Genomic DNA, 20,133 nt, shown 5'->3' on the forward strand with positions numbered 1-20,133 from the left:
TCCGCGGGCGTATCGATAGGGAGGGCCATCGTCATGGCGACTGGGGGAGGCCAATGTGTTGGTGCCCGCCGAGCTCTCCCGCCTGCCGCGCGTATGGTGCTGGCTATCGCCGCTTCCTTTCTGCTTGCTTTGGGGCCGGCAAGCGCGGCGAACCTCGCCGAGAAAATCCGGCAGCTCGACGGGTTCGAATGGCAGCTCGTCTCCGAGCAGGTGACGAAACGCCTCCCGAGTATCATCAAAGGCGAGAACGAGCAGGCTTACTTCGAGCGGCTGTTGCGAAGCTCACATGACACGGCAGCGATGCTCCAAGACCTCGAAAGCGGCAGCGACAGATGGCTCGACGCTGTCGCCGCCGATCTCGCCGCTCGCCAACGGGAGAGCGAGCTTCAGGAGATGGTCGCCGATCGCTTCGGCAAGGACTCGAGCACCTACCGATCGCTCCAAGTCGTCAAGCACAGCCGCGAGGCGGCGGAGCGCTTGGTCAGGGCTGCGTTCAAGTCAGACGCGATCGAGGCCAGGAATGCGATCCGCGATGCTCTAACGGATTACGCCGAAGAGGTCGGTACCGAGAAGATCGCCGACCTTCAAAGCGAGGGTGTGCAGTTCTGGAAGGACATGGTCCTGGAGGTCGTGCCGGGCGGCCACCGGCAGGCTTTCGGGTTCACGCCGCTCGATGTCTATCTCCAGATCCTCGTCGATTGGAAGAGTCTCACGGAGAAGCTTCCTTTCGAACTCAACAATGTGGCGTTGGACTGTCTCCAACTGCGCTACGAAAAACTGAGAAGCGACGGGGAGACGGCCCGTCAGGCACGCGAAAGAATCGAGGATACCGGTCTCGGCCCAAGCATGGGGCGGACGTTCGACTGCCGCACTGCAATGGAGGAGCGCGATCCCAGCTACAGTTGGCCTTTGTTCGGCAGCCGTGCCGCCAGCATTGGGAACACATCGGCAGTGGAAGGCGCGCTGAAGCTCGACCGCGGCGAGATTGTCGGTCTCATCCAGCAATATGAGAACGACGGCGGCTTCGAAGGGTACGTGTATTTTTCCGAATGGCTGCGCAAAAGGCTCGCACGCAATATCCGCACGCGGGCCAAGGCGCTGAGGGACGACATCGCCGCAGAGCAGGAGCAGGTGGTTGCGGACCAGCTGTCCGAGGCCGAAAGGCTGCGCGATGCCATCGTGGCCGAGATCGCCAAGCTCGATCGGAGCAGGCCCCGGGAAAAGGATCCCAAAGATCCTGCCGGCAAGGATTCGCCCCTGGCCGGCGGGCCGGGCGAAGAGGACAACACGCCCGAGCGCGCGGCGGACGATAGCGGCGAAAAGGAAGAGCCGAACCCCGAACCCGAAAAACTTACGGTTCAATGCGACAGGCTCACGGCGCTCGTCGCGTCGGCCCGGCGTGCATCCGCCGGCGAGAGCGACAAGGCCTTGACCGAGCTGAGCGCGGCCGAGGCCGGGGCGCGGGAGGAAGGTAATTGCGACGCCGATGTCTTTGCCTCCGCCAATGCGGCGCGAGACCGCCTGCAGAAGATCTCGACCCTCGGCGACCGGCTCCAGGCGGCGATCCGGTCGTGCGATATCGGCGCCCTGCCCTCTCTCAAATCCGAGGCCGCCAGCCTCGGATCGGCGACGTTCGATAACGAGATCACCCTGCTGCAGACGGCACAAACCGGCATAGGCCATTTTGAGCAAGGCAAGGCCACCTACGACAGCGGCAAATACGCCGCTGCCAAAGCGCCGCTCGAACGGGCGTTGGCGGCCTTCAAGGAGCTGCCGCCGGGCGCCTGCCAAACCTATGCCGGCCGGGCGGAGGCCGGACTCGACAGCATCGAGAAGGTCCTGGCGCAGCAGGCCATCGTCAACCGGGCCATCGACCGCTGCAATGTCGACGATATGAAAGCGATTCTCGCGGCGTATAAGGGCCGCAAGTTCCGGTTCTTCACCGACTCCATCGCGCGCATCACGGCGGCGCTGCCGAATTGCGAGGAAGAGGACCACATCATCGCGGAAGGCAAGTTCTGCGACGAGATGCGCGGACAAGTGGATGCCGCGAGCGGTGACTTCATGGCGAACCGGCTGAAAGCCGCGCGGCGGCAACTGAATGCGCTCGACAAGAAGCTAACCCCGTCGAATACGAAACGCTGTCTAGAGCTGAACACACGGGTACGGCGCGGCCTGAACCGGATCGATCGTCTCCAAGCGGAGCAAGCGCGTCTCACCCGGGCGGAAAACGCCTGCGATCTAGAGAGATTGAAAGACCTACCGGCGCGCTACGAGGGCCAGACGCACCCCTGGTTTGAAATTGCGTTGGCCCGGGGACGTAGCGCGATCGAAGAGTGCCAAGACGAGCCACGAGTCACCGAGGCAGAGGCCATCACGGAGTGTCGCCGCCAAACTGCGGCGAAAGGCAAAGTCTACGCCGCGACGGACTACAGGCCGGACGGCACCTATGAGTGCCACTGGTGCGAGAAGGGCCAGGTTTCGAATGGAGTCGCCTGCGTGCCCGATCGGAATGTCGCACAACCGCGATTTGAGCCGCAGACCGGCGGAGGAAAGTGCCGTTTTACCAAGGTGCGATGCCACCCGCGAAAGAACCAGCATATCGACCCGCATCTGGACCAGACTTATCAGCGCTGCCTGGCGGCACAGAGACTGGCGGTGCGGCAGTTCCAGGAGTGCCGGCAGAGGCAGCAGCAAGCGCAGCCCCGCGTTCAACCGCAGCCACGAGCGGCGCGAGACGCGGCGCCGCCGCCGCCGTGCAACCCGGTCGATCCGAACTACGCCAATTGCCGGCGCAGCCAGGGGCTGTCAGTCCCCCAAGGCAACTATCCGCGGTAAGCTAATGAGTACGAAGCAAAGAGCATTCGTCTGCGTCGTCAGAGGCATTCTCGCCGGGGTGGCCGTGGCAGCCATCGTGGCGATGCCCCCTGTTGCGCAAGCCGATGAGGCCGAGATCGAATTCTGGCAAAGCGTGAAGGAAACAACCGTCCCCGAAGAGCTGGAGGCGTATCTCGAGCGCTATCCTGAGGGGGACTTTGCGCCGCTGGCGCGCATCCGCCTCGACAAGTTGAAGAAGAAGGCCGTCCAGCCTGGCCAGGAGACACCATCCACCCACACTGTGGCCAGCGCATCGGGAAACGCATCTACGCCGCCCGTGCATGACTGCGATTGGCTGGCTGCCCATCCGGACTATGCCGTGGAAGGTGTTCTGGGCGTGTCTTCCCACGAAATCGTCACGGCCACGGCGATCGAATCGTGCCGTGCTGCGCTGGAAGAGCATCCCGGTACGGCTCGGTTCGAATTTCAGCTAGCGCGTGCGCTGCACTACGGCGATTCCTTCGATGAGGCGCGTAGCCTATTCTTGTCGCTGGCTGAGCAAGGTCATGCCGGCGCGGCGCTCAATCTCGGGATCATATTCGGCAATGGTCAAGGCGTCGCGAAAGACTATCGGCAATCGGCGAAATGGTTTCGTCAGGCCGCAGAGGCGGATGACGCCGCGGCAATGGCCTCGCTCGGCTGGTACTACAGGAAGGGATTCGGCGTAGAGCAGGACGACGACCAGGCTCTCGCATGGATGCGCAAGGCTGTCAGAAAAAACGCCCCCTGGGGCTTCTACAATCTTGCCGGGATGTATGCCGATGGACGCGGCGTCGCCAAGGACATGAAAGAAGCTGCACGCTTGCGCCGAATAGCAGCCGAGATGGGCGTCGGTCAGTCCATGTTCGCGCTCGGTCGTCAGTACGAGAATGGTGAGGGCGTCGCCCAGGACAAGGCGGAAGCCGTCAAGTGGTACAAGAAGGCTGCCGAGAACGGCTCTGTCTCGGGCATGGTAAGCCTTGGCTATGCCTACCATGCCGGAGAGGGCGTCGCTCAGGACTTCTCCAAAGCTGCGGAGTGGTACCGAGAAGCTGTGCGTGAGGGCGACGCCACGGCAAAGAATAATCTGGCCATCATGTACGACAATGGCCAGGGCGTGCCGCGTGATGGGAAGAAGGCCGCGCGGATCCTCCTTGAGGCGTATCTCGGCGGTGACAGGGCCGCTAAGAAAAATCTCGAAGAACAGAGCGAAGTGCTTAGCCGTGAAACGCGACGCGAGATACAGCGGCGATTGAGAGAGGCTGGTGTTTACGACGGTAGCATCGACGGTCAGCTCGGTCCCGCCACAAGGCGCGCGCTGAGAGCGTATGCGTCGAAGAAACCGACTGAGACTGCACACGACGATCCCGGAAAGCCGGCCGCGAAAGCCGATGATACAAGCCCCAAGTCCCAAGCCATCGAGAGCCTTCCTAACATCGGGGCTTTCTGAGCGCCCGAGGCGGTGCTCTTGGCAAAGGGAATATCGCGACTCACCATCAGCGACGGCGGTCGATCTTCTAATGCGGGTCCTGCAGACGAGATCGCTCCTCAGGCCTCGCCCCTAACTCTTCGCTCCCAGCAACGCCCGTATCTCGCCCAGCTCCTGGCGCATGGCTCGAACCTCGCTGGTTAGGGCCGCCGTCTCCTCATGGACGATCTGCCGTTCGGTTTCGCGCTCCTCCTTTTGCTCGGCCTCGTGGAGGGTCTGCATGGAGTTGACGATGACGGCGACGACCAGGTTCAGGACAGCGAAGGTCGTGATGAGAATGAAGGGTACGAAGAACAACCAAGCCCACGGGTAGACTTCCATCACGGGCCGCACGATGCCCATGGACCAGCTCTCCAGGGTCATGATCTGGAAGAGCGAATAGGCCGATGTGCCGATGGAGCCGAACCAGTCCGGGAACGCGGCGCCGAACAGCTTCGTGGCAAGCACCGAGCCGACATAGAAGATGAGCGACATGACGGCTGCGATGGAGCCCATGCCGGGGATAGCCCCGATCAGCGCCGCTACGACGGACCGCATCTGGGGCACGACCGACAGAAGGCGAAGGACCCTAAGGATGCGCAGCGCCCGGAGAACGGTCAGGGGACCGGCCGCCGGGACGAGCGCGATGCCGACGATGGTCAGATCGAAGATGTTCCAGCCGCTGCGGAAGAAGGACTGTCGATAGACCAGAAGCTTCGCGACCATCTCGAACACGAAGATCGCGAGCACGATTTGGTCGATGGCCACCAGAAGACCGCCCGCGACGTCCATGGCGTAAGACCAGGTCTCCAGGCCAAGGGTCACCGCATTAAAGAGGATGACCGCCGTGATGAATCCGGTGAAGCGCGGCGACTCGACAAGCCTGCGTAGCCGCTCGATGGAATTTTGACCGCGTGGAAGGGTGGCTTCTTGCATCTTCGAAATGGGTTAGAGAGCGCTTTGCGAGCTAGTAGTCCCGTGGGCATCATTCAAGAGGACGTCGTTGAGACCCATGTGCGAAATCGACACGCATAGGTCTCAGGCGCTCGCGGCTAAACGAGGGCGTCCTTGAACTCCTCGGCCACGGTCTCGCGAAACAGGTCGGCGAGGCGCGCAAAGTTGGCTTGCGACGACTTCGTCTTGCGCCAGAACATGCCGATGGTCCTCGTCAGGCCCCGACGTCCGATGTCGAAGGTCTTAAAGCGCGGATCGTTGCGCACGACACTTCGGACATAGAGGCCGGGCAGGAGGCTCACGCCCAGACCCGTGGCCATCATCTCCCGCAGGGTGTCGAGGCTGGTGCCTTCGTAATCGAAGCGTATATTGGCGCCCGCCTCCGCCGCCAGGTTGACCACCAGATCGCGGAGCTGATGGCCGGGCCCTAGGGCCAAAAGATCGACGCCTTCCAGATCGTGGATCGTGATGAGCTTCCGCTGGGCAAGTTCGTGATCCAGGGGTACGGCGAGGTGGAGCGGTTCTTCGAAAAGGACAGCCTCCTCAAGTCCGCTTTGGGTCACCGGCAATGGCGTGACGATCACGTCGTGCAGACCTTCGGCCAGCCCTCGCGGCAGGGTGTGGGGCAGATCCTCCCGCACATAGAGCTTGAGGTGGGGGTAGAGGGCATGCAGGTGCGGAACGACTCTGGGCAAGAGATAGGGGCCGATGGTCGAAGGAAGACCCAAACGAACGACACCGCCCATTCCAGAGCCCAGCCGACCGGTGAGATCGCGGATCCGTTGAGCGTCGCGCAACATGCGGCGCGCGACTTCCACGACTTCGAATCCCAGCGGTGTCACGACGACGTTGGAACGGGACCGCTCCACGAGCTGCGTGCCCAGGCGCTCTTCGAGAGCCCGGAGCTGCTCGCTCAACGTCGGTTGTGTCACGTGAACGCGTTCCGCCGCGCGACCGAAATGTCCCGTATCGGCGACCGCCACCAGATATTCCAACTGACGCAGTGTGGGCATGGGCTCCTTCCTGCTGATTGCAGCACATGTAAGAACCCCGCGCTGGGAGGCAATCTCCATAGGAAATTCCTATCAGGAATGGGCAGGTTTCCGATGAGGCCAGCGGAGGGGCCATAGGCGCTTCCGATCAAACGAAAGGGCGCTTCCGATTGGCCGTCCGGCGTTGCGACACCCACGTCTTCAACTGTCCGAAATCGGTCGGACTCGATGAGCCTAAAGATCAACCAGGAGGACGCTTGAGATGAAGATGTGGAAATCGATTGCTGCCGCTGCTGTGCTCGGTCTGATTGTTGCGGGGCCTGCCCAGGCAAGTGACAAGTCAGGTGACAAGCAGGCTAACCTCTACGAGCGCGTGGAGAACGATGCTTCGTTCTCGACGTTCCTGGCAGCCGTGCAAGCCGCCGACATGGCGGATGCTCTCAAGGGCGACGACAGCCTGACGATACTGGCGCCGACGGATGACGCCTTCGCCAAGCTGCCGGACGGCGAGTTGGACCGGCTGCTGGAGCCGGGCAACAAGGACGAGCTCGCCGCTCTGCTCAAGCACCACATCGTCCCGGGCAGCATCTTCGCCAGCACCTGGGCGAACGAGAAAGTCACCCTCAAGACAGCGAGCGGCGATGAGATCGTGATCGACGCGACAAGCAGCCCCTTCGTGGTGGGAGACGCTCATATCGTGACCAAGAACATCCCGGCGGAGAACGGGATGATCCATGGGATCGACGCGGTGATCCTGCCGCCTTCGTCCTAACGTTTTTCAGCACCCCGACTTACGGCCGCCCGTGGATCCGGGCGGCCTCTTTTTTTGAGGCAAGGTATCGCTCTTTCTCAGCCGCAGTGGCTATCCGCCGCCAATCCTGCCTCTAAGCCGGAGCTGCATCGGCGGGCGGCCTTCCCACCGTCTCACGGCTCGAACGAAGGCAGAGTGGCTGGTGTAACCAAGCTCGCCCGCAACGGCTCCGATCCGCGCCGAGCCGGCGCTGAGGAGCTCCTGCGCGCGCTCCCGCCGGGCATCGTCGAGCAGCTTGGAGAAGGTCGTTTCTTCGGCGGCCAGACGCCGCTGCACCGTTCGCAGACTCAGCCCGCTCGCCTTGGCGAACCTCTCCACCGACGCCGCCCCGTCATCGAGCATCGCGCGGATGAAATGCCGTGCCGTGGTCTCGAAGCGTCCTTCGGCGCGAAGAGGCCGCCAGTCCTTGGACGGATGCTGCAGTCCGGCACCGCGGGCCGACATCAGGAGTGGGCGGTCTAGTACCGCGTCCGGGACGAACACGGTCAGCCGTCCGGACCGCGCGGGCACGATCCTTTGGCCGAGCTTGCTGGCGAGATGTGCCACGCCGAATTCGGGATGTGGCGTGATCTCGATACGGCCGAGTGGCTCGCCGGGATATCCGGTCAGCTTGCAGAGGGATCGTATCAGCGTGGCGACATATTGCTGGACGATGTGGAGGGTTGCTGCGTCCAGATCCAAGGTCATCTGTTCGCTGACGATAACGCCCCCTTGCACTGCAACCACCGAAAAGACTTCGTGGGTGCTGTGGCCGGAGATGGCAGCGCAGAGACGCTTTAGGGCACCCCGGGGCGTTCCGCCGCCGAGCAGCAAGGCTCCCAACTCACCCAGCTCGGCGATGCTCGTGTCTGAAACGACGCGACAGCCGATATCGGGGCCCTCCTGACGGCCCATCGTCTTCATGCAGGCAAGCACCCCGGTCAGCGCTACGAGCTGATCCGGAACCTCCCAAGGGGCGTCGGCCAAGCCTGCCTGTTGAAGCAATTCGTCGATAGGGCGGCCGTTATCGTGCTGCCATCGGACAAAGGGCGAGATGTCGGCGGCACGGACAAGAGGAAAAGCGGACGACATGGGGCTGCCTCGCTTGTCGGCTCAACAGCCATGATCTTGGGGGAAATGTCTGCCGTGCGGCAATCAATTTCGTGGCGCGAAATGCGAAATTTTCTTTCTCCCGGCCGGTAAAATCGGAAGAGCGAATATTGGCGAGCCGCCTTCTTCATTTCCGGCGGCCAAGGATTTTCAGGAGAGTGGGAGCGAATCCCAATCCGGGCGACCTCCCCTCAAGCTGAAGGAATGCAAGGGAGGGAGTGAACAAATGAAAATAGGGCTATTGGCCGCCACGACTTTGGCGGCTGGGGTCGCGCTATGGACCGCGTGTCCTGCCGCGGTCATGGCGCAGGGCTCGAAACAGTCGCTGGAGTCCATTTCGACACCGGACAAGGTTGAGAGCCGGATCGGCACGCTGAAGTTCAAGGACGGCGCACCGGACGCTGAGACCTCCGCTAAGGTCTACGATAATCTCGACTTCACTTACGCGTTCCGGGCCTTCACCGACACGTTCAAAGGCGTCAGCATGCAGGCGCTGCTGGAAGGGTTCGAGGCGGCGGGAATCGAGGACAACGAGATCCTCTTGTTTTCCGAGCTCATGGATTCAGAGTCGCTGTTTCTGACTGCGAATGCGGACACCGTCTACTATGTCGGTTTCCTCAACCTCTCCGACGGGCCGATGGTCGTGGAGACGCCGCCGGACGCGCTTGGCACGTTCGACGATATGTGGTTCCGCTGGGTCATCGACTTCGGCCGCCCGGGACCGGATCGCGGCGAGGGCGGCAAATATCTGATCGTTGGGCCCGGGTATGACGGCTACCTGCCCGAGGACGGCTTCTACGTTGCCCACTCGAAGACGAACCGCGTGGTTATTCTCGGCCGCTCGTTTCTCACCAACGACGATCCGGCGCCGACCGTCAAAGTCATCAAGGACAATCTGAAGATCTATCCTTACGCGCCGGGTGGCGTCGGCATGTCGATCGCCCGCTATCTCGAAGGCGGGGTTCAGCTCGGCCGGAATGCCGAGCCCAAGATGCCCGTCTTCCACGAAGGGTCGGGGCTTGCCATCAACACGATCCCGCCGAACGATTTCAGCTATTACGAGATGCTGGACCGGCTCGTGCAGAGCGAGCCTGCTACGGTCCTCGATCCCGAGCTTATGGGGCCGATCGCGGCCATCGGCATCAAGAAGGGCGAAGCGTTCGAGCTGGACGACAGGATGACGAAGATCCTGAAGGAAGCGGTCGCGGTAGCCAACGCGACCGGCCGCACGCTCGGCTTCGCGCCGCGCGATCCGGATTGGTTCTTCTATGAAAACTCCAATTGGTGGAATCCGCTCTTCGCCGGCGGCTACAATTTCGAGACGCCGCTGCCGGAGATCACCAAGGACGGCGCCAAGCCGTATCCGCCGACGGGTTACAAGCAGAACGATGCGCGGACGTCGTTCTTCTACGACGCCACGGGAATTACGCCGGCGATGGCGATGCGGCTGACCGGCGTCGGATCGCAATATCTCTTCGCGACCAAGGACGCGAACGGCGACTGGTTCGATGGCGCGAAGACCTACAACGTGACACTCCCCAAGGACATTCCAGCCGCGGCCTTCTGGTCCTTTACCCTCTACGACAACCAGACACGCTCAATGCTGAAGACGCCGCAGAAATATCCGCGTCCGGGCTCGCAGAACTACCCGTCGCCGGCCGCCGAGGCAGCAGAAGACGGCTCGACGACCATCTGGTTTTCGCCCCAGCAGCCCGATGGCGTTGCACGCGGCAACTGGATCCAGACGGACCCCGAGAAGGGCTGGGTCACCCTCCTTCGGCTTTACAGCCCGCTGGCGTCGTTCTTCGATAAGAGCTGGCAGCCGAGCGAGATCGAGCCGGTGAACTAGGAGGCGGTGTCGACGGAAGCGGACGGCCTCCAATTTTCGCTTATGCCGAGAAGACAGCAGATTAGAATAGTCTGGTCGGGCGTACGGGGAAGGCCAGGGGCGCGAGATGGATGCGAAGCTAAGCGAGTTGCGGGAGCGATGGCGTGATCCGATCCTCACCGCGCTCACCATCATGCTCTGCTTGCTACTCTTCGTGCTCGCGCCGCTTCGCGCGGAGCGGATCCCCGGCGCGCAAGAAGCAGGCTTTGCGCTTGTTGCGGTGCTCACCGGGGCGGTGCTTCTCCTGACAGGAAAGCGCTATGCGATCTGGGCGCTCGTCACGGCCATCCTGTTCGCAGGCTTCGCCGCGATCCACCGGCTCATACAGCCATCCATGCTGGACGTGTATCTCGATGCCGCTGCGTGGCTGCTCCTGAGCCTCGCGCTGATTTTGGAGGTCGGGCGCACGGTGTTCGGCCCGGGGCGGGTGACCTATCACCGGGTCGTCGGCGCGGTTCTGCTCTACCTGGCGGTGGGGCTCGGCTTCGCGGCCGTCTTTGCCTTCATCGGGGCTGCGTCGGACAAGGCGTTCTCGGGCTTCGTCGTGAGCGACAGCGCGAACCTCGCCGACGTGCTGATCTATTTCAGCTTTGGCGTGCTAACCGGCATCGGTTCCGGCGACATCACCGCGCTGCACCCGATCGCGCGCAGCATCGTGCTTCTCGAAGCCATGTTCGGACAGCTCTACCCGGCCACCCTGCTGGCGCGGATCGTCACCCTGGAGATCGAGGACAGGCGGATCTAGGCATTCGCGCGGACGATCAGAAGATGGTGACCCCGGCTGGATTCGAACCAGCGACCCTCAGATTAGGAATCTGTACGATAGGCCTATAGCAATGTATGGGCAAGCCAATTTTCTTAGGAAAAACAAAGGCGGCTTTCGATATCGATGCGGCTCATTCCGGCGTCTTTCGGCAAATGTGGTTGCTAATTGGTAGCTATTTTGTAGCAATGGACCGTGTTTGTTCTCTCTGCTGAGGGCGATGAAATGAGCGGTCGGCTGACACGGAATGCGCTGAAGAAAATGGCTCCCGGAGACCTTCTTTGGGACAGTGAGCTCAAGGGCTTCGGTGCACGCCGCCAGAGGAATGCGACGACATTCTGCCTAAAGTGCAGGGTCAGGGGACGACAGCGCTGGTATTCCATCGGACGCCTTGGCAGCCCCTGGACGCTGGAGACGGCCCGGCGTGAAGCGCTGCGACTATTGCTTAGCATCGCCGACGGCGAAGAGCCCGTAACTCGCAATACCGACAAGCGGCCCGCGACCGTCGCCGAAGGCATTGAGCAGTATCTCGAAGAGCACGGACCCAAGCTCAAGCCGAGTACGCGCGCAGAGTACACGCGCCTCTGCAGACTCCAGATCATCCCAAAACTCGGCAAGCTCAAGCTCGACGAGGACATGCACCGGGAGGTTGGCCGGCTTCATAGCGGCTTAGCCTCGACCCCCCGCCAGGCGAACCATGTCCTCATGGTCTTCTCAAGCTTCATCAGCTGGACTGAAGCGAACAAACTCCGGGAGGAGGGCAAAAACCCATGCAGAGGGATCGTAAAATATCGGGAGGCAAGGCGGGAGCGCTACCTTTCAGGAGAGGAGCTTGGACGCATCGGCAACGCGCTCGCACGACGGGATGCGGCCGGCGATGAAAGCCCCTTCTCTATCGCTGCCGTCCGACTGCTAATCCTCACCGGCGCTCGCCTAAGCGAGATCCTCACATTGAAATGGTCATACGTTGACATCCCAAGACGCCAACTGCGCCTGCCGGACTCCAAGACGGGGGCAAAGGTCATCCGGCTCAATGACGCGGCGCTCACCGTATTGAAAGCCGTTCCGAGAGTAGCCGGAAATCCCTTCGTGATCGTCGGCGAGAAACATGAGAGCCACATGGTAAACCTGCAAAAGCCTTGGCGACGCATTCGTCGGGAGGCTGGGCTCGACGATGTTCGCTTGCATGACCTCCGTCATTCCTATGCGAGCGTCGCGGCCGAACTTGGCGGGTCATTGCCGATGATCGGCAAGCTGCTGGGTCACAAGCATTCTCAGACCACGGCGCGTTACGCCCACCTAGCCGAAGACCCGATCGACCATCTCAACGAAGAGATTGGCGGCCGTATCGCAGCGGCGCTGTCGTCGGACATCGTGCCGCAACCGCGCAACAGTGCGGAGGACGATAGGCTGCCAAACGCAAACCGGTTGCGCACAGAATGAGCACGTCATGTTGTCAGAAGCGGCGAACGGCGCCTAATCTGCCTGCAAGGTACAGCTGGGAAGCCAGGGCCCTGTCGGTGATAGCGAGAGCTACGCTGGAGGACGCCTCGTCGAGTGGCGTCCTTTTTTGTGGTGTGTCAGTTGCTGGCACTCGGCCTGCGACCGTCCTCGACGATATCCCCATCCTCGATTTTCCAGCCGTCGTTCTTCAATGCCTTGAGGATGAGGTAGCGGAGCGTGGAGCGCGACTTGGCGGCTTCAATGCGCATGGCCTGCGCGAGATAGTCCGGCACGTCCGTTCGGATGGTGACGGACGGGGCGCGAGGTTTTGTCTTCCGCGTCAGAGTTGGGACGCCTCGGGACTTGGCGTAGGCGTCGAGAGTGTCGTCGTCGGCCTTTGGGAGGTCAAGCGATGAGAAGTTCGGCTTGGCGTTGCTCATGCGGCTTTGGCTTTCGTTGGTTGGGACAGAACCGCCAAAACCTCGTCGACGATGGCGTCCAGCTCGGCGATAGCTTTCTTCACTGGCGCCCTTCCCTTGTCCGCCAAATGCGGTGGCATGCCGGAGATGAAGATCTCGCGGTAGGGAGCGCGACGCATCATCAGATTGCTGAAGCGTTTGATGGCGGAACCATCGAGTTCGGCCAACGCGTGACGCTGGTAGAGGGGATCAAGCGAGTCGGCCTCGTTGACCAGGAGGCGGTGAGCGATAGACGAGCCGAAGCGCTGGTTGAAGGCATTGACTTCGCCCAGAAGCTTAGCCGCTTCGCGCAGGTCGGGTTCGGAGAGCTTCGCCGGCGTCACCACCAGGTCCGATGCTGCGATGGCCTTGATCATGGTGGCCTCGTAGGCGCCGGCCACGTCAATCAAAATTGTGTCGGCCCCTCCGGCTTTTGCCGCAAGCAGGGTCTGATTGAAGTTTTCAGGGTCGACCTTCAGCACGGTGATGCCGGTCAGGGACGCGCCATGCTGCTGATGCCAGCGATAGAGTGTCTGGTTCTGATCAAGGTCGAGGATCGCAACCTCCCCTCCCCGGCTCGCCAGCGCGCCGGCGATTGCAGCGCAGACTGTAGATTTGCCCACGCCTCCCTTGGAAGAGGCGAAAGTCATGACGCGTTGAGCGATGTCGGGTCGGTTGCGGGTGTTCATAGAAGAATCATTCGCCGTGCCCTCAGACCGGTCAAGCGGACGAGCCGATCATCCCTCCACTTCGCCATGAGGGGTGTTGCACATATGGCAAAGCGGAGGAGCGTCAGCATGCGCATTTGGGGGAGCCGCCATGTGGGCATACGGCGATGCAGCGGTATAGCGGCATGGACATCCTCACGGACGAGCAAGATGCCGATTGCCTATAAGGATACCTGCACAGGCTTCCGTCCGGAATTACGGCGGCACGGAGGTGAAGCCATCAGGCAGCATTGCCACCCGGATATATGGCGCAGACAGAAACACGGCCTTCTTTCCGCACGGCGTTCCGGGCTCATGGAGACACGGACAAGTGTTCGCATGGAGGCCTGGAGATGAGCCGTTCTTCACGCATTGCGATCTTGCGCGATCGCTTCCGAGGTGTTGCAGACGAAGACGGACAGCGTGACCGGCGAGCCGACTTTCGCGGAGAACGCGTGCGTCTCAATTTGAGAGTACCGCAGAGCCTGGGGCTTCAGCTCGATGAATTGAAGCGTCTCTCTGGTACCGACAAGAACGCCTTTTGCGAGCGGGCCATTGAACAGGCGGTGCGCGAAGCGCTCGTTGGCAACCAAGCGGATGGAGGGGGCTCGTGAAAAAACCGGTCTCTGGTGCGCTCACGCATCTGGTGGTTCTTGGCGGCATCTTGGTTAGCCTGGGACTGATTGCGGTTAGCGCCACACTGAACTTCCGGATGGCGTATCGGATGGGCGACAGCGAGCTCGACGGGCTGATCTTCGGCAGTGGCGCGGCACTCGCCGATTGCCTGAAGGCGATGCTGGTCTTCTTTATTTTCTGGGGTTGGCGGCAGCGGGAATGGTTGGCGGTGTCTGCTGGCTCTCTCGTGTTCGTCGTGTGCAGCGCGTATTCGCTCACCGCCGGCATTGGCTATGCGGCCCAGCTGCGCGCGCACTCGGAAGCTGTCCGGACCGATGCATCACAGGCGCGGTCGGCTGTGACGTCAGAAATCGAGAGGCTTGAAACCCGCCAAGAACAGCTTGGGCCGCAGCGAAGCGCGAGGGAGATTTCTGCGGCTATAGAGACCGTGTACGCCCGTGTTTTGGGAAAGACCACTGTCGGCAAATATTCCGAAAACTGCACCACCGGCGGAAACTGGTCGCGCCATTCGTGCGAGGAGGCTGCGAAGCTACGGCTGGAATTGGCACAGGCCGAGGAGGCGGAGAACGTCGCGCTCCGACTTACGGAGATGCGTGCGGAACTGAGGTCACTAGGTGCGTCCGGTGCGGAGGGTGGCTCGGACCCCCAGCTGGCCGCTCTCAGCGGGATCTTGCAGACGACCGGTCTCGGCGCTGATCAAGGCGGCGTACGTCTTGCGCTGCTGGTGCTCGTCGGGTGTTTGTTCGAGCTTGGAAGTGGTCTGGGACTTTATGTGGCGACTGTTCCCTGGCGAAAGTCCCGCAATGGTCAAGCAGCGATGCCACGCGAGGTCGGTGACGTCGAGGATTTCGCGGTGGAGCGATTGGTCCCGCGACGCGGGGAGGGGCTGAGTATCACGGCACTCTTTTGCGAGTATCTCAGATGGGCCGCTGCGACCGGCGCAGACGCACTGCCGGAGGGCGAGTTTGCGGAGCGCTTTGCGCGTCTCGCCGGTGAGTGTGGGTTGCCGACACGGTACGAGCAGATGCGGCTGTTCTTGCCAAATGTTGGGCTGAGCCAAACGGGAACAGCCGCCACAGATCGCACCGCATAAATACAAATGGCCGAAGGCCTTCGTGATCGTACAGCGCTTAGGATTCGCCGCAGTGGAAGCTTTGGGTGTTCAGGCGCTAGCGAGACACCACGAACCAGAATTATTCCCCGATTTTCTGTTCAGCTAAGCGCATTGTTCATGTGGCGAGAAGGCCCGCTTATCCACAGCCGGGGCGGTCTCTTCTTTCTCTAATAGTCTCTAGAGTAGTCTCTAAGGCTCGCTAAGCATTTGAGCCTTTGCGAGTTTTCAGGGAGGCTGTGGCGGCGCCTCCTAAAACTGCGACCCCACTTCCGGAATCTGTGTGCTGGATTCCGAGAACTGTGACCTCGCCTCCGCTTCTGCCGCCAGGAAATGCAGCGACGGAACTTCAACGACTTAGAGGACGATATCCCATCGGGACCACGGAGAGATGTGACCGCCGTTCCCGGATATGTGATCGCTGTTCCGACTGCTGTGGCGGCCGTTCCGAGAACTGTCGTCGTTGTTCCGAAGTGCCGCTCGTCCGATGAGGGCAAGGCTGGCGGCCATGGTTGCGTCGATCACACAGATGGTTGCCCAATTATGTGGCGACTGTTCCCAAATCTGTTGCCGCTGTTCCCGTGATCGGCTTACGCTGTTTGGGAATGCAAAACACGTCTACCTCACGCGAACTCTCAGCCGCCGAGAAGAAGCGGCTTGAGCGGGTGGGTAACAGACGAGGGCGGAACCGACCGTCTAAGGTGCCGGCAAGACTTGCGCGAACCAGTGCATTCGCACCGAAGCGCCGTGGCCTCATTACGGATTCATCCTTTGAACGTCTTTACATCGTGCGCGGCCATTCTGTGGTCCGCGTCAGCGGCCGCGAACTAGGTTCTCAGCACCGGGATGCTCTCTACGCTGTCTTTCGACTAGGTCACGAGAGAGAGACGGTAAGAGATCCGTCCGCGACGGTGGGGCTGCGTAACTATCTGAAGGTCGAGACCACTTGGCGCGAGCTGCTCAAGTGCATGGGGCTCACCCAGCACGTCAACAACGTCGCGGCGCTTCATTACACTTTCGAGGATATCAAGAAGGTGGTGGTGACCATCTATGAGGGCGACGAGCAGCGTCTGCTGGAGAAGTTTCGTCAGGGCAAGCTGCCCAAAGATGGCGGTAAGATGGGGAACATGCTCCACGATGTGGAATGGACTGGGCTCGGTCTCGACGACCGGGTCTGCGTTTACTACGGGGAGTGGAGTGCTGCCATGGTGGTGTCGGCGAAGCTGGTAAGCCTCAATGCCGACGTGCAGTTCGCGCTCGGCTCTGACTACGCCAAGTCCTTCTGGCCGTATATCGATAGCTTTCAGAAACACACCTGGGTGGACGAAGAGCGTCTCGCGGAGCTCGTCGGCCGCGATCTGTGGGGGCCGCATGAGAGCGCGGAAACCCGTCGCGATTTTCGTAGCAAGTGCCGCAAGGCCCTCGACGACATGGTCAAGGCGGGAGGGCTACGCTCCTGGAGAGCCGAGGTCAAAGGCGACGGCCGCCGTAAGTCCCGGCGCTATCACTATGAGCACGGCCTGGATGCGCAGCTTGAGTTGCCGATGGCGTCGCAAGAAGTCCTTGGGATCGAGGGCAAGGATGAACGAGCAGTGGTCGAGGTCGTCGACGCTTGAACGTTCTCGTCGATAGCCAGCGAAACCTCGTCGCTCCTGCATGGTCGTGCTGCCAGACAATCCAGCAATAGCGTTGTTTGGCGATCGACGTAGTCGCCCGGCTTGGATCCCCGTAGGGCCAGCAGGTGCATTCGTCGAGCGCATAGATGACCGCCGGCGGATTTCCCACGTAGAAGTTATGCCGGATGGGGTGACACAGGCCGCTTAGATTCATCAGCATCGCAACCTTGCCTCCTGTCTCCTTGGTCAGACGCAAAGCATGCCGCACGAATGCATCAGCTAACCCGCGCCCGTAAGGGGGATTGGTGACGATGTGTCTGGCGAGCGGTCGCCGCTCGGCGAGGAAGTCGCGGTCCGCTTCACCGAAGCCGTAATCGACGAGATCGGTGGACACCACGTCGTGGCCGTTCTCAATAAGCACTTTTGCAATATGGCCTTCACCACACGCGGGCTCCCAGATACTTCCGTCGAAGTCTTCTGCGGAGAGGAGGGCACGCGTGGCCTCCGGGGGTGTGGGATAAAACTCGTACGCGGCGCGCATGGGATGAAGTTGCGGTCCCATGCGAAAGGCGCGGGCGGTCTCGGTCACGACCACATGGGGATTAACGAGACGGGCCGGCTTCTGGCGCAAGTCTGTCGAGGGATGGAGCAGGAGCGTCATCGGTCGGAGCTTTCGTTAGCGTCCCACGTGTAGGCGGGATTGTTCTCGTAGTGCTCGGCGAACAGCGCCTCTGCGAGATCGTCGAGCTGATGGGGTGTCAGTCCGGGGTAGGTCTCCCCGAACTGACCGCGCAGGAATGCGCGGTCGGTCGCGGAAAGGTTCATTAGGCCGCTCCTCCTTGGGTGGCCTCGGCCTTCTCCTTGCGGATGCGGATGACAAGTCGTCCGTCATTGCTGGTCGGTACGTAGTCGAGGCTGAGGTTTAGACCTTGCCCGTCCTCATGGATCCAGGCGGCGCCGATCTTGGTCCAGAAGGCGTTCTTGCCTTCGCCGCGCACGTGGCAGATGTCGTGCGTGGGTTTGCGGTTGGTGGTTTGCTGATTGGCCATGGTGGCTATCTCCTGTTTGGTTGAAGGCCACACCCGTTGCGGCCTGTCGGCGGTCAGAAGAGCCATCGGCTGGGACGGGATCGCCATAGGGGAGGGGCATCGCCCGACTGCACGAGGCATATGCCGAGGAAGTGAGGGGAGACCCCTTGGCGAGACTGTGCCGTGGCTCACACCGGCCGACCTTGCTTGGCCGCAGAGGAGGGGAGTCCATCGGACGTAGGAGATATCCAAAGGAGGAGAAGTCAGCACCAGCCTAGCCGAAGCAGGTCATCGGGTTGTGCTCTCGCGAGATGCAACGCATAAATATTGGCTTTGCGTCAGAGTCGGGGGACGGGATGGGCTGGGAGCATATGATGAGACGCGCAGCGTGGAATTTTGGCTACGCTGTCGGTGACAAGATTGGCGAGGCGCTCACGCGGCCCCGGTCGCAGCCGAAGCCGCCCCTTAAGAGCCAAAGGGTGCAAAGCGCACCGGCGAAACGCGTATCCAAGACAGTCCGCTTTTCGGCCCCGGAGTCGCGGCTGGCCAACGAGCTTCCGATGCGGTTGGCCATCTGGGGCAAGGCTAACCCCCTCCTGCTGTTCCGTGAGTACCTGTCAGTCGTCGTCGCCAATGATCCCGATACCCGGCATATGAGCGACGAGCTCATTTCCAGGGTGTACGAGCGGGCGTATGCGGATCGGATGAATCCCATCATCCAGGAGCTCTTGCTTGCTTTCGATCATTTCCGAAAGACCAGGCCAGACGTGTTTCAGCAGATGATCGCCCTTCTAGTGAAGGGCTACCCGGTTCTTGGCGCTATCATCGCGAGTGGAGACTACAGTCCAAACCGGGAAAAGCAGCGCCACGAGGATCACAAAACCTGGCTCGCGTGGCTCTTGACGCACAACCCAAGCCTATTCGCGGAAGCCTATTTCGAGCTGCTATGTCAGTTCATGCCGGAGCTGAACCAGGCCTCACGAGCAGATCAACTAAGGCACATTGACCAACTGGTCTCCAACCACCGGAATCGGAGCTCGATTCAAAAGAGCATCTGCGAAGGATTGGATAGCTGGGCAAATCGAGACCCAAAGGGGTGCAGGCAGTTCCGCCGCAAGGTCGAGTTCATGAGGCTGAGCGTGCGCGCGGCTGAGGAAGCGGGAAGGCGGGAGAACCGCCCACGCTGGGTCAGCGATCGCTGATTAGGGGTCGTACTGTAAATAGGTGATCCGCCATGACCGACTATCATTGGCCATGCCACGTGTCTCAGGACGAAGACGGTAGCTACCGCGTCAGTCCCGCTGGCATGGCGGGTTGCGACGGTACCGGCAAAACCCAGGAAGAAGCCGAGGCCCGTGCTCGCCAGGCGCTTCAGCACTTCCTTCTCTCCAGCGACGAGGAAGCGCTTTTGGCAATCGGCGTTTATCAGCATGGCGATATCGAGAGCGCCCTAACGGGCGAAATGATCCGCCTGAAGGTGGACCTGCCCGATTAGCAGCTCTCACCTGCCGAATCCCGCTTGACCGTGTTCCTATTTTGTTCTGATTTCTCGCCATGCAAGAGGGGCAGGAATTCACCTTCCGGATCGAGGTCCTGGAAGACCATGGCTGGTCGGTCGAGCACGTGATGGCGGGAGCCGACCAGCTGCTCGTCGCCTACGCCGCCTTCCATGAGACGGTGAAGCAGAGACCGGGCCGGCGAGTTGTTCTCTGCCAGCGGGCGCGCATCATTGCCAAGAGTTGGGAATAGCGGTCCGGGGCAGCCGCCGCCATAAGGATAGAGGGGCCATCCGGTCTATTCGGCGGCGTCCCACCGAAGAGGACGTGGTATTGAGCTGCGCCCGGCGCGGCGCAGCCACCGCCTTATTCGCCAACTGAATGGTGGCCCGCACCAATCCTAGGCTGAGACCATTTCAACCACAAGCTGCCTAATCGCTAGGCACCGTTGCTGTGCGCAACTTCTTCAACAGCGGATCGTCGGCTTTGCGGGGACGTTCAACGGTTGGCTGCTGCGGCGGAGGCGGGGTTACACCCATCAGAAGACGATCAGTTATATCGAGCGCCTGCTGGAGCGCATGCAGCGTGCGCGGCGCATCGGCATCAAGGGCGCATTTGAACGCCCGGTCGATGTCCGGCTGACATTGCGGTGGCATGGTGCCGGTGGCTTCGCGGATGAAGTCCATGGTGTCGGAGACCACAGCGAGGCATTGCCGACGCAGCAATTCGTATGGTGAGCGCGACGCTGTGCGGGCCAGAGCCTCAATCTGCTCGTCCAGCTCACGGCGTCGGTCTGCAATCATGCGTTCAGGATAGC

The 20,133-nt window shown here is 61.4% G+C and carries 20 protein-coding genes; 12 read left to right on the forward strand and 8 right to left on the reverse strand.

Going from position 1 to position 20,133, the window contains the following annotated elements:
• The first annotated feature begins 33 nt into the window (after window positions 1–33).
• Both ACFQ2F_RS03165 and ACFQ2F_RS03170 read left to right on the forward strand, forming a co-directional pair.
• The gene (locus ACFQ2F_RS03165; RefSeq protein ID WP_379085575.1) at window positions 34–2,838 is read left to right on the forward strand and encodes a hypothetical protein; all 2,805 of its coding nucleotides are present in this window, start codon (window positions 34–36) and stop codon (window positions 2,836–2,838) included.
• Window positions 2,839–2,842: 4 nt separating this feature from the next.
• Window positions 2,843–4,306 (forward strand): peptidoglycan-binding protein, encoded by a 1,464-nt coding sequence (locus tag ACFQ2F_RS03170; protein WP_379085578.1) that lies wholly within the window; start codon window positions 2,843–2,845, stop codon window positions 4,304–4,306.
• A gap of 111 nt (window positions 4,307–4,417) precedes the next feature.
• On the opposite strand, the gene ACFQ2F_RS03175 is transcribed toward ACFQ2F_RS03170, so the two are convergent.
• Entirely contained in the window at window positions 4,418–5,260 is an 843-nt protein-coding gene (locus tag ACFQ2F_RS03175) for an ion transporter (protein WP_379085581.1), read from the reverse strand.
• 116 nt (window positions 5,261–5,376) lie between these two features.
• On the reverse strand, window positions 5,377–6,291 hold the full coding sequence (locus ACFQ2F_RS03180; protein ID WP_379085584.1) for a LysR substrate-binding domain-containing protein: 915 nt from the start codon (window positions 6,289–6,291) through the stop codon (window positions 5,377–5,379).
• Between the two features lie 241 nt (window positions 6,292–6,532).
• Between ACFQ2F_RS03180 and ACFQ2F_RS03185 the strand changes: the two genes are divergently transcribed.
• Entirely contained in the window at window positions 6,533–7,042 is a 510-nt protein-coding gene (locus tag ACFQ2F_RS03185; RefSeq protein ID WP_379085587.1) for a fasciclin domain-containing protein, read from the forward strand.
• Between the two features lie 90 nt (window positions 7,043–7,132).
• On the opposite strand, the gene ACFQ2F_RS03190 is transcribed toward ACFQ2F_RS03185, so the two are convergent.
• The gene (locus tag ACFQ2F_RS03190) at window positions 7,133–8,152 is read right to left on the reverse strand and encodes a helix-turn-helix domain-containing protein (protein ID WP_379085590.1); all 1,020 of its coding nucleotides are present in this window, start codon (window positions 8,150–8,152) and stop codon (window positions 7,133–7,135) included.
• Between the two features lie 244 nt (window positions 8,153–8,396).
• Here ACFQ2F_RS03190 and ACFQ2F_RS03195 point away from each other — a divergent pair, with 244 nt between their 5' ends.
• The 3 genes from ACFQ2F_RS03195 to ACFQ2F_RS03205 all read left to right on the forward strand — a co-directional run bounded on the left by ACFQ2F_RS03195 (window position 8,397) and on the right by ACFQ2F_RS03205 (window position 12,264).
• The gene (locus ACFQ2F_RS03195; protein ID WP_379085593.1) at window positions 8,397–10,019 is read left to right on the forward strand and encodes a DUF1254 domain-containing protein; all 1,623 of its coding nucleotides are present in this window, start codon (window positions 8,397–8,399) and stop codon (window positions 10,017–10,019) included.
• Window positions 10,020–10,125: 106 nt separating this feature from the next.
• Window positions 10,126–10,803 carry an ion channel gene (locus tag ACFQ2F_RS03200; protein ID WP_379085596.1) on the forward strand — a complete coding sequence of 226 codons (678 nt, stop codon included), beginning with the start codon at window positions 10,126–10,128 and terminating at the stop codon, window positions 10,801–10,803.
• A 213-nt stretch (window positions 10,804–11,016) separates the two neighbouring features.
• The gene (locus ACFQ2F_RS03205) at window positions 11,017–12,264 is read left to right on the forward strand and encodes a tyrosine-type recombinase/integrase (protein WP_379085599.1); all 1,248 of its coding nucleotides are present in this window, start codon (window positions 11,017–11,019) and stop codon (window positions 12,262–12,264) included.
• Window positions 12,265–12,401: 137 nt separating this feature from the next.
• Here ACFQ2F_RS03205 and ACFQ2F_RS03210 read toward each other — a convergent pair whose 3' ends face one another.
• Both ACFQ2F_RS03210 and ACFQ2F_RS03215 read right to left on the reverse strand, forming a co-directional pair.
• Window positions 12,402–12,704: a hypothetical protein gene (locus ACFQ2F_RS03210; RefSeq protein ID WP_379085602.1), complete on the reverse strand. Its 303-nt coding sequence runs from the start codon at window positions 12,702–12,704 to the stop codon at window positions 12,402–12,404.
• On the reverse strand, window positions 12,701–13,411 hold the full coding sequence (locus ACFQ2F_RS03215; protein WP_379085605.1) for a ParA family protein: 711 nt from the start codon (window positions 13,409–13,411) through the stop codon (window positions 12,701–12,703). Before ACFQ2F_RS03215 ends, ACFQ2F_RS03210 begins: the two co-directional genes overlap by 4 nt.
• 371 nt (window positions 13,412–13,782) lie before the next feature.
• On the opposite strand from ACFQ2F_RS03215, the gene ACFQ2F_RS03220 reads away from it, so the two are divergent.
• From ACFQ2F_RS03220 to ACFQ2F_RS03230, 3 genes are all read left to right on the forward strand, one after another.
• On the forward strand, window positions 13,783–14,043 hold the full coding sequence (locus tag ACFQ2F_RS03220; protein WP_379085608.1) for a hypothetical protein: 261 nt from the start codon (window positions 13,783–13,785) through the stop codon (window positions 14,041–14,043).
• On the forward strand, window positions 14,040–15,158 hold the full coding sequence (locus tag ACFQ2F_RS03225; RefSeq protein ID WP_379085611.1) for a hypothetical protein: 1,119 nt from the start codon (window positions 14,040–14,042) through the stop codon (window positions 15,156–15,158). Before ACFQ2F_RS03220 ends, ACFQ2F_RS03225 begins: the two co-directional genes overlap by 4 nt.
• Window positions 15,159–16,087: 929 nt before the next feature.
• Window positions 16,088–16,792 carry a hypothetical protein gene (locus tag ACFQ2F_RS03230; protein ID WP_379085614.1) on the forward strand — a complete coding sequence of 235 codons (705 nt, stop codon included), beginning with the start codon at window positions 16,088–16,090 and terminating at the stop codon, window positions 16,790–16,792.
• A gap of 657 nt (window positions 16,793–17,449) precedes the next feature.
• Here the strand turns inward: ACFQ2F_RS03230 and ACFQ2F_RS03235 are convergent.
• A complete protein-coding gene (locus ACFQ2F_RS03235) occupies window positions 17,450–17,617 on the reverse strand; it encodes a hypothetical protein (RefSeq protein ID WP_379085616.1) in 168 nt (55 codons plus the stop codon).
• Window positions 17,617–17,841, reverse strand: coding sequence for a hypothetical protein (locus ACFQ2F_RS03240; RefSeq protein ID WP_379085619.1), 225 nt, complete (start codon window positions 17,839–17,841; stop codon window positions 17,617–17,619). Before ACFQ2F_RS03240 ends, ACFQ2F_RS03235 begins: the two co-directional genes overlap by 1 nt.
• 539 nt (window positions 17,842–18,380) lie before the next feature.
• Here ACFQ2F_RS03240 and ACFQ2F_RS03245 point away from each other — a divergent pair.
• The 3 genes from ACFQ2F_RS03245 to ACFQ2F_RS03255 are packed head-to-tail and all read left to right on the forward strand — an operon-like array spanning window position 18,381 to window position 19,569.
• Window positions 18,381–19,022 carry a hypothetical protein gene (locus ACFQ2F_RS03245; protein WP_379085621.1) on the forward strand — a complete coding sequence of 214 codons (642 nt, stop codon included), beginning with the start codon at window positions 18,381–18,383 and terminating at the stop codon, window positions 19,020–19,022.
• A gap of 32 nt (window positions 19,023–19,054) precedes the next feature.
• A complete protein-coding gene (locus tag ACFQ2F_RS03250) occupies window positions 19,055–19,315 on the forward strand; it encodes a type II toxin-antitoxin system HicB family antitoxin (protein ID WP_379085624.1) in 261 nt (86 codons plus the stop codon).
• A gap of 59 nt (window positions 19,316–19,374) precedes the next feature.
• Window positions 19,375–19,569, forward strand: a complete 195-nt coding sequence (locus ACFQ2F_RS03255; protein ID WP_379085627.1) for a hypothetical protein — start codon at window positions 19,375–19,377, stop codon at window positions 19,567–19,569.
• 178 nt (window positions 19,570–19,747) lie between these two features.
• On the opposite strand, the gene ACFQ2F_RS03260 is transcribed toward ACFQ2F_RS03255, so the two are convergent.
• Window positions 19,748–20,119 carry a hypothetical protein gene (locus ACFQ2F_RS03260; RefSeq protein WP_379085630.1) on the reverse strand — a complete coding sequence of 124 codons (372 nt, stop codon included), beginning with the start codon at window positions 20,117–20,119 and terminating at the stop codon, window positions 19,748–19,750.
• Window positions 20,120–20,133 lie beyond the last annotated feature (14 nt).

Origin of the sequence: Methyloligella solikamskensis (assembly GCF_042676065.1) — a bacterium.
Taxonomy (GTDB): Bacteria; Pseudomonadota; Alphaproteobacteria; order Rhizobiales; family Methyloligellaceae; genus Methyloligella; species Methyloligella solikamskensis.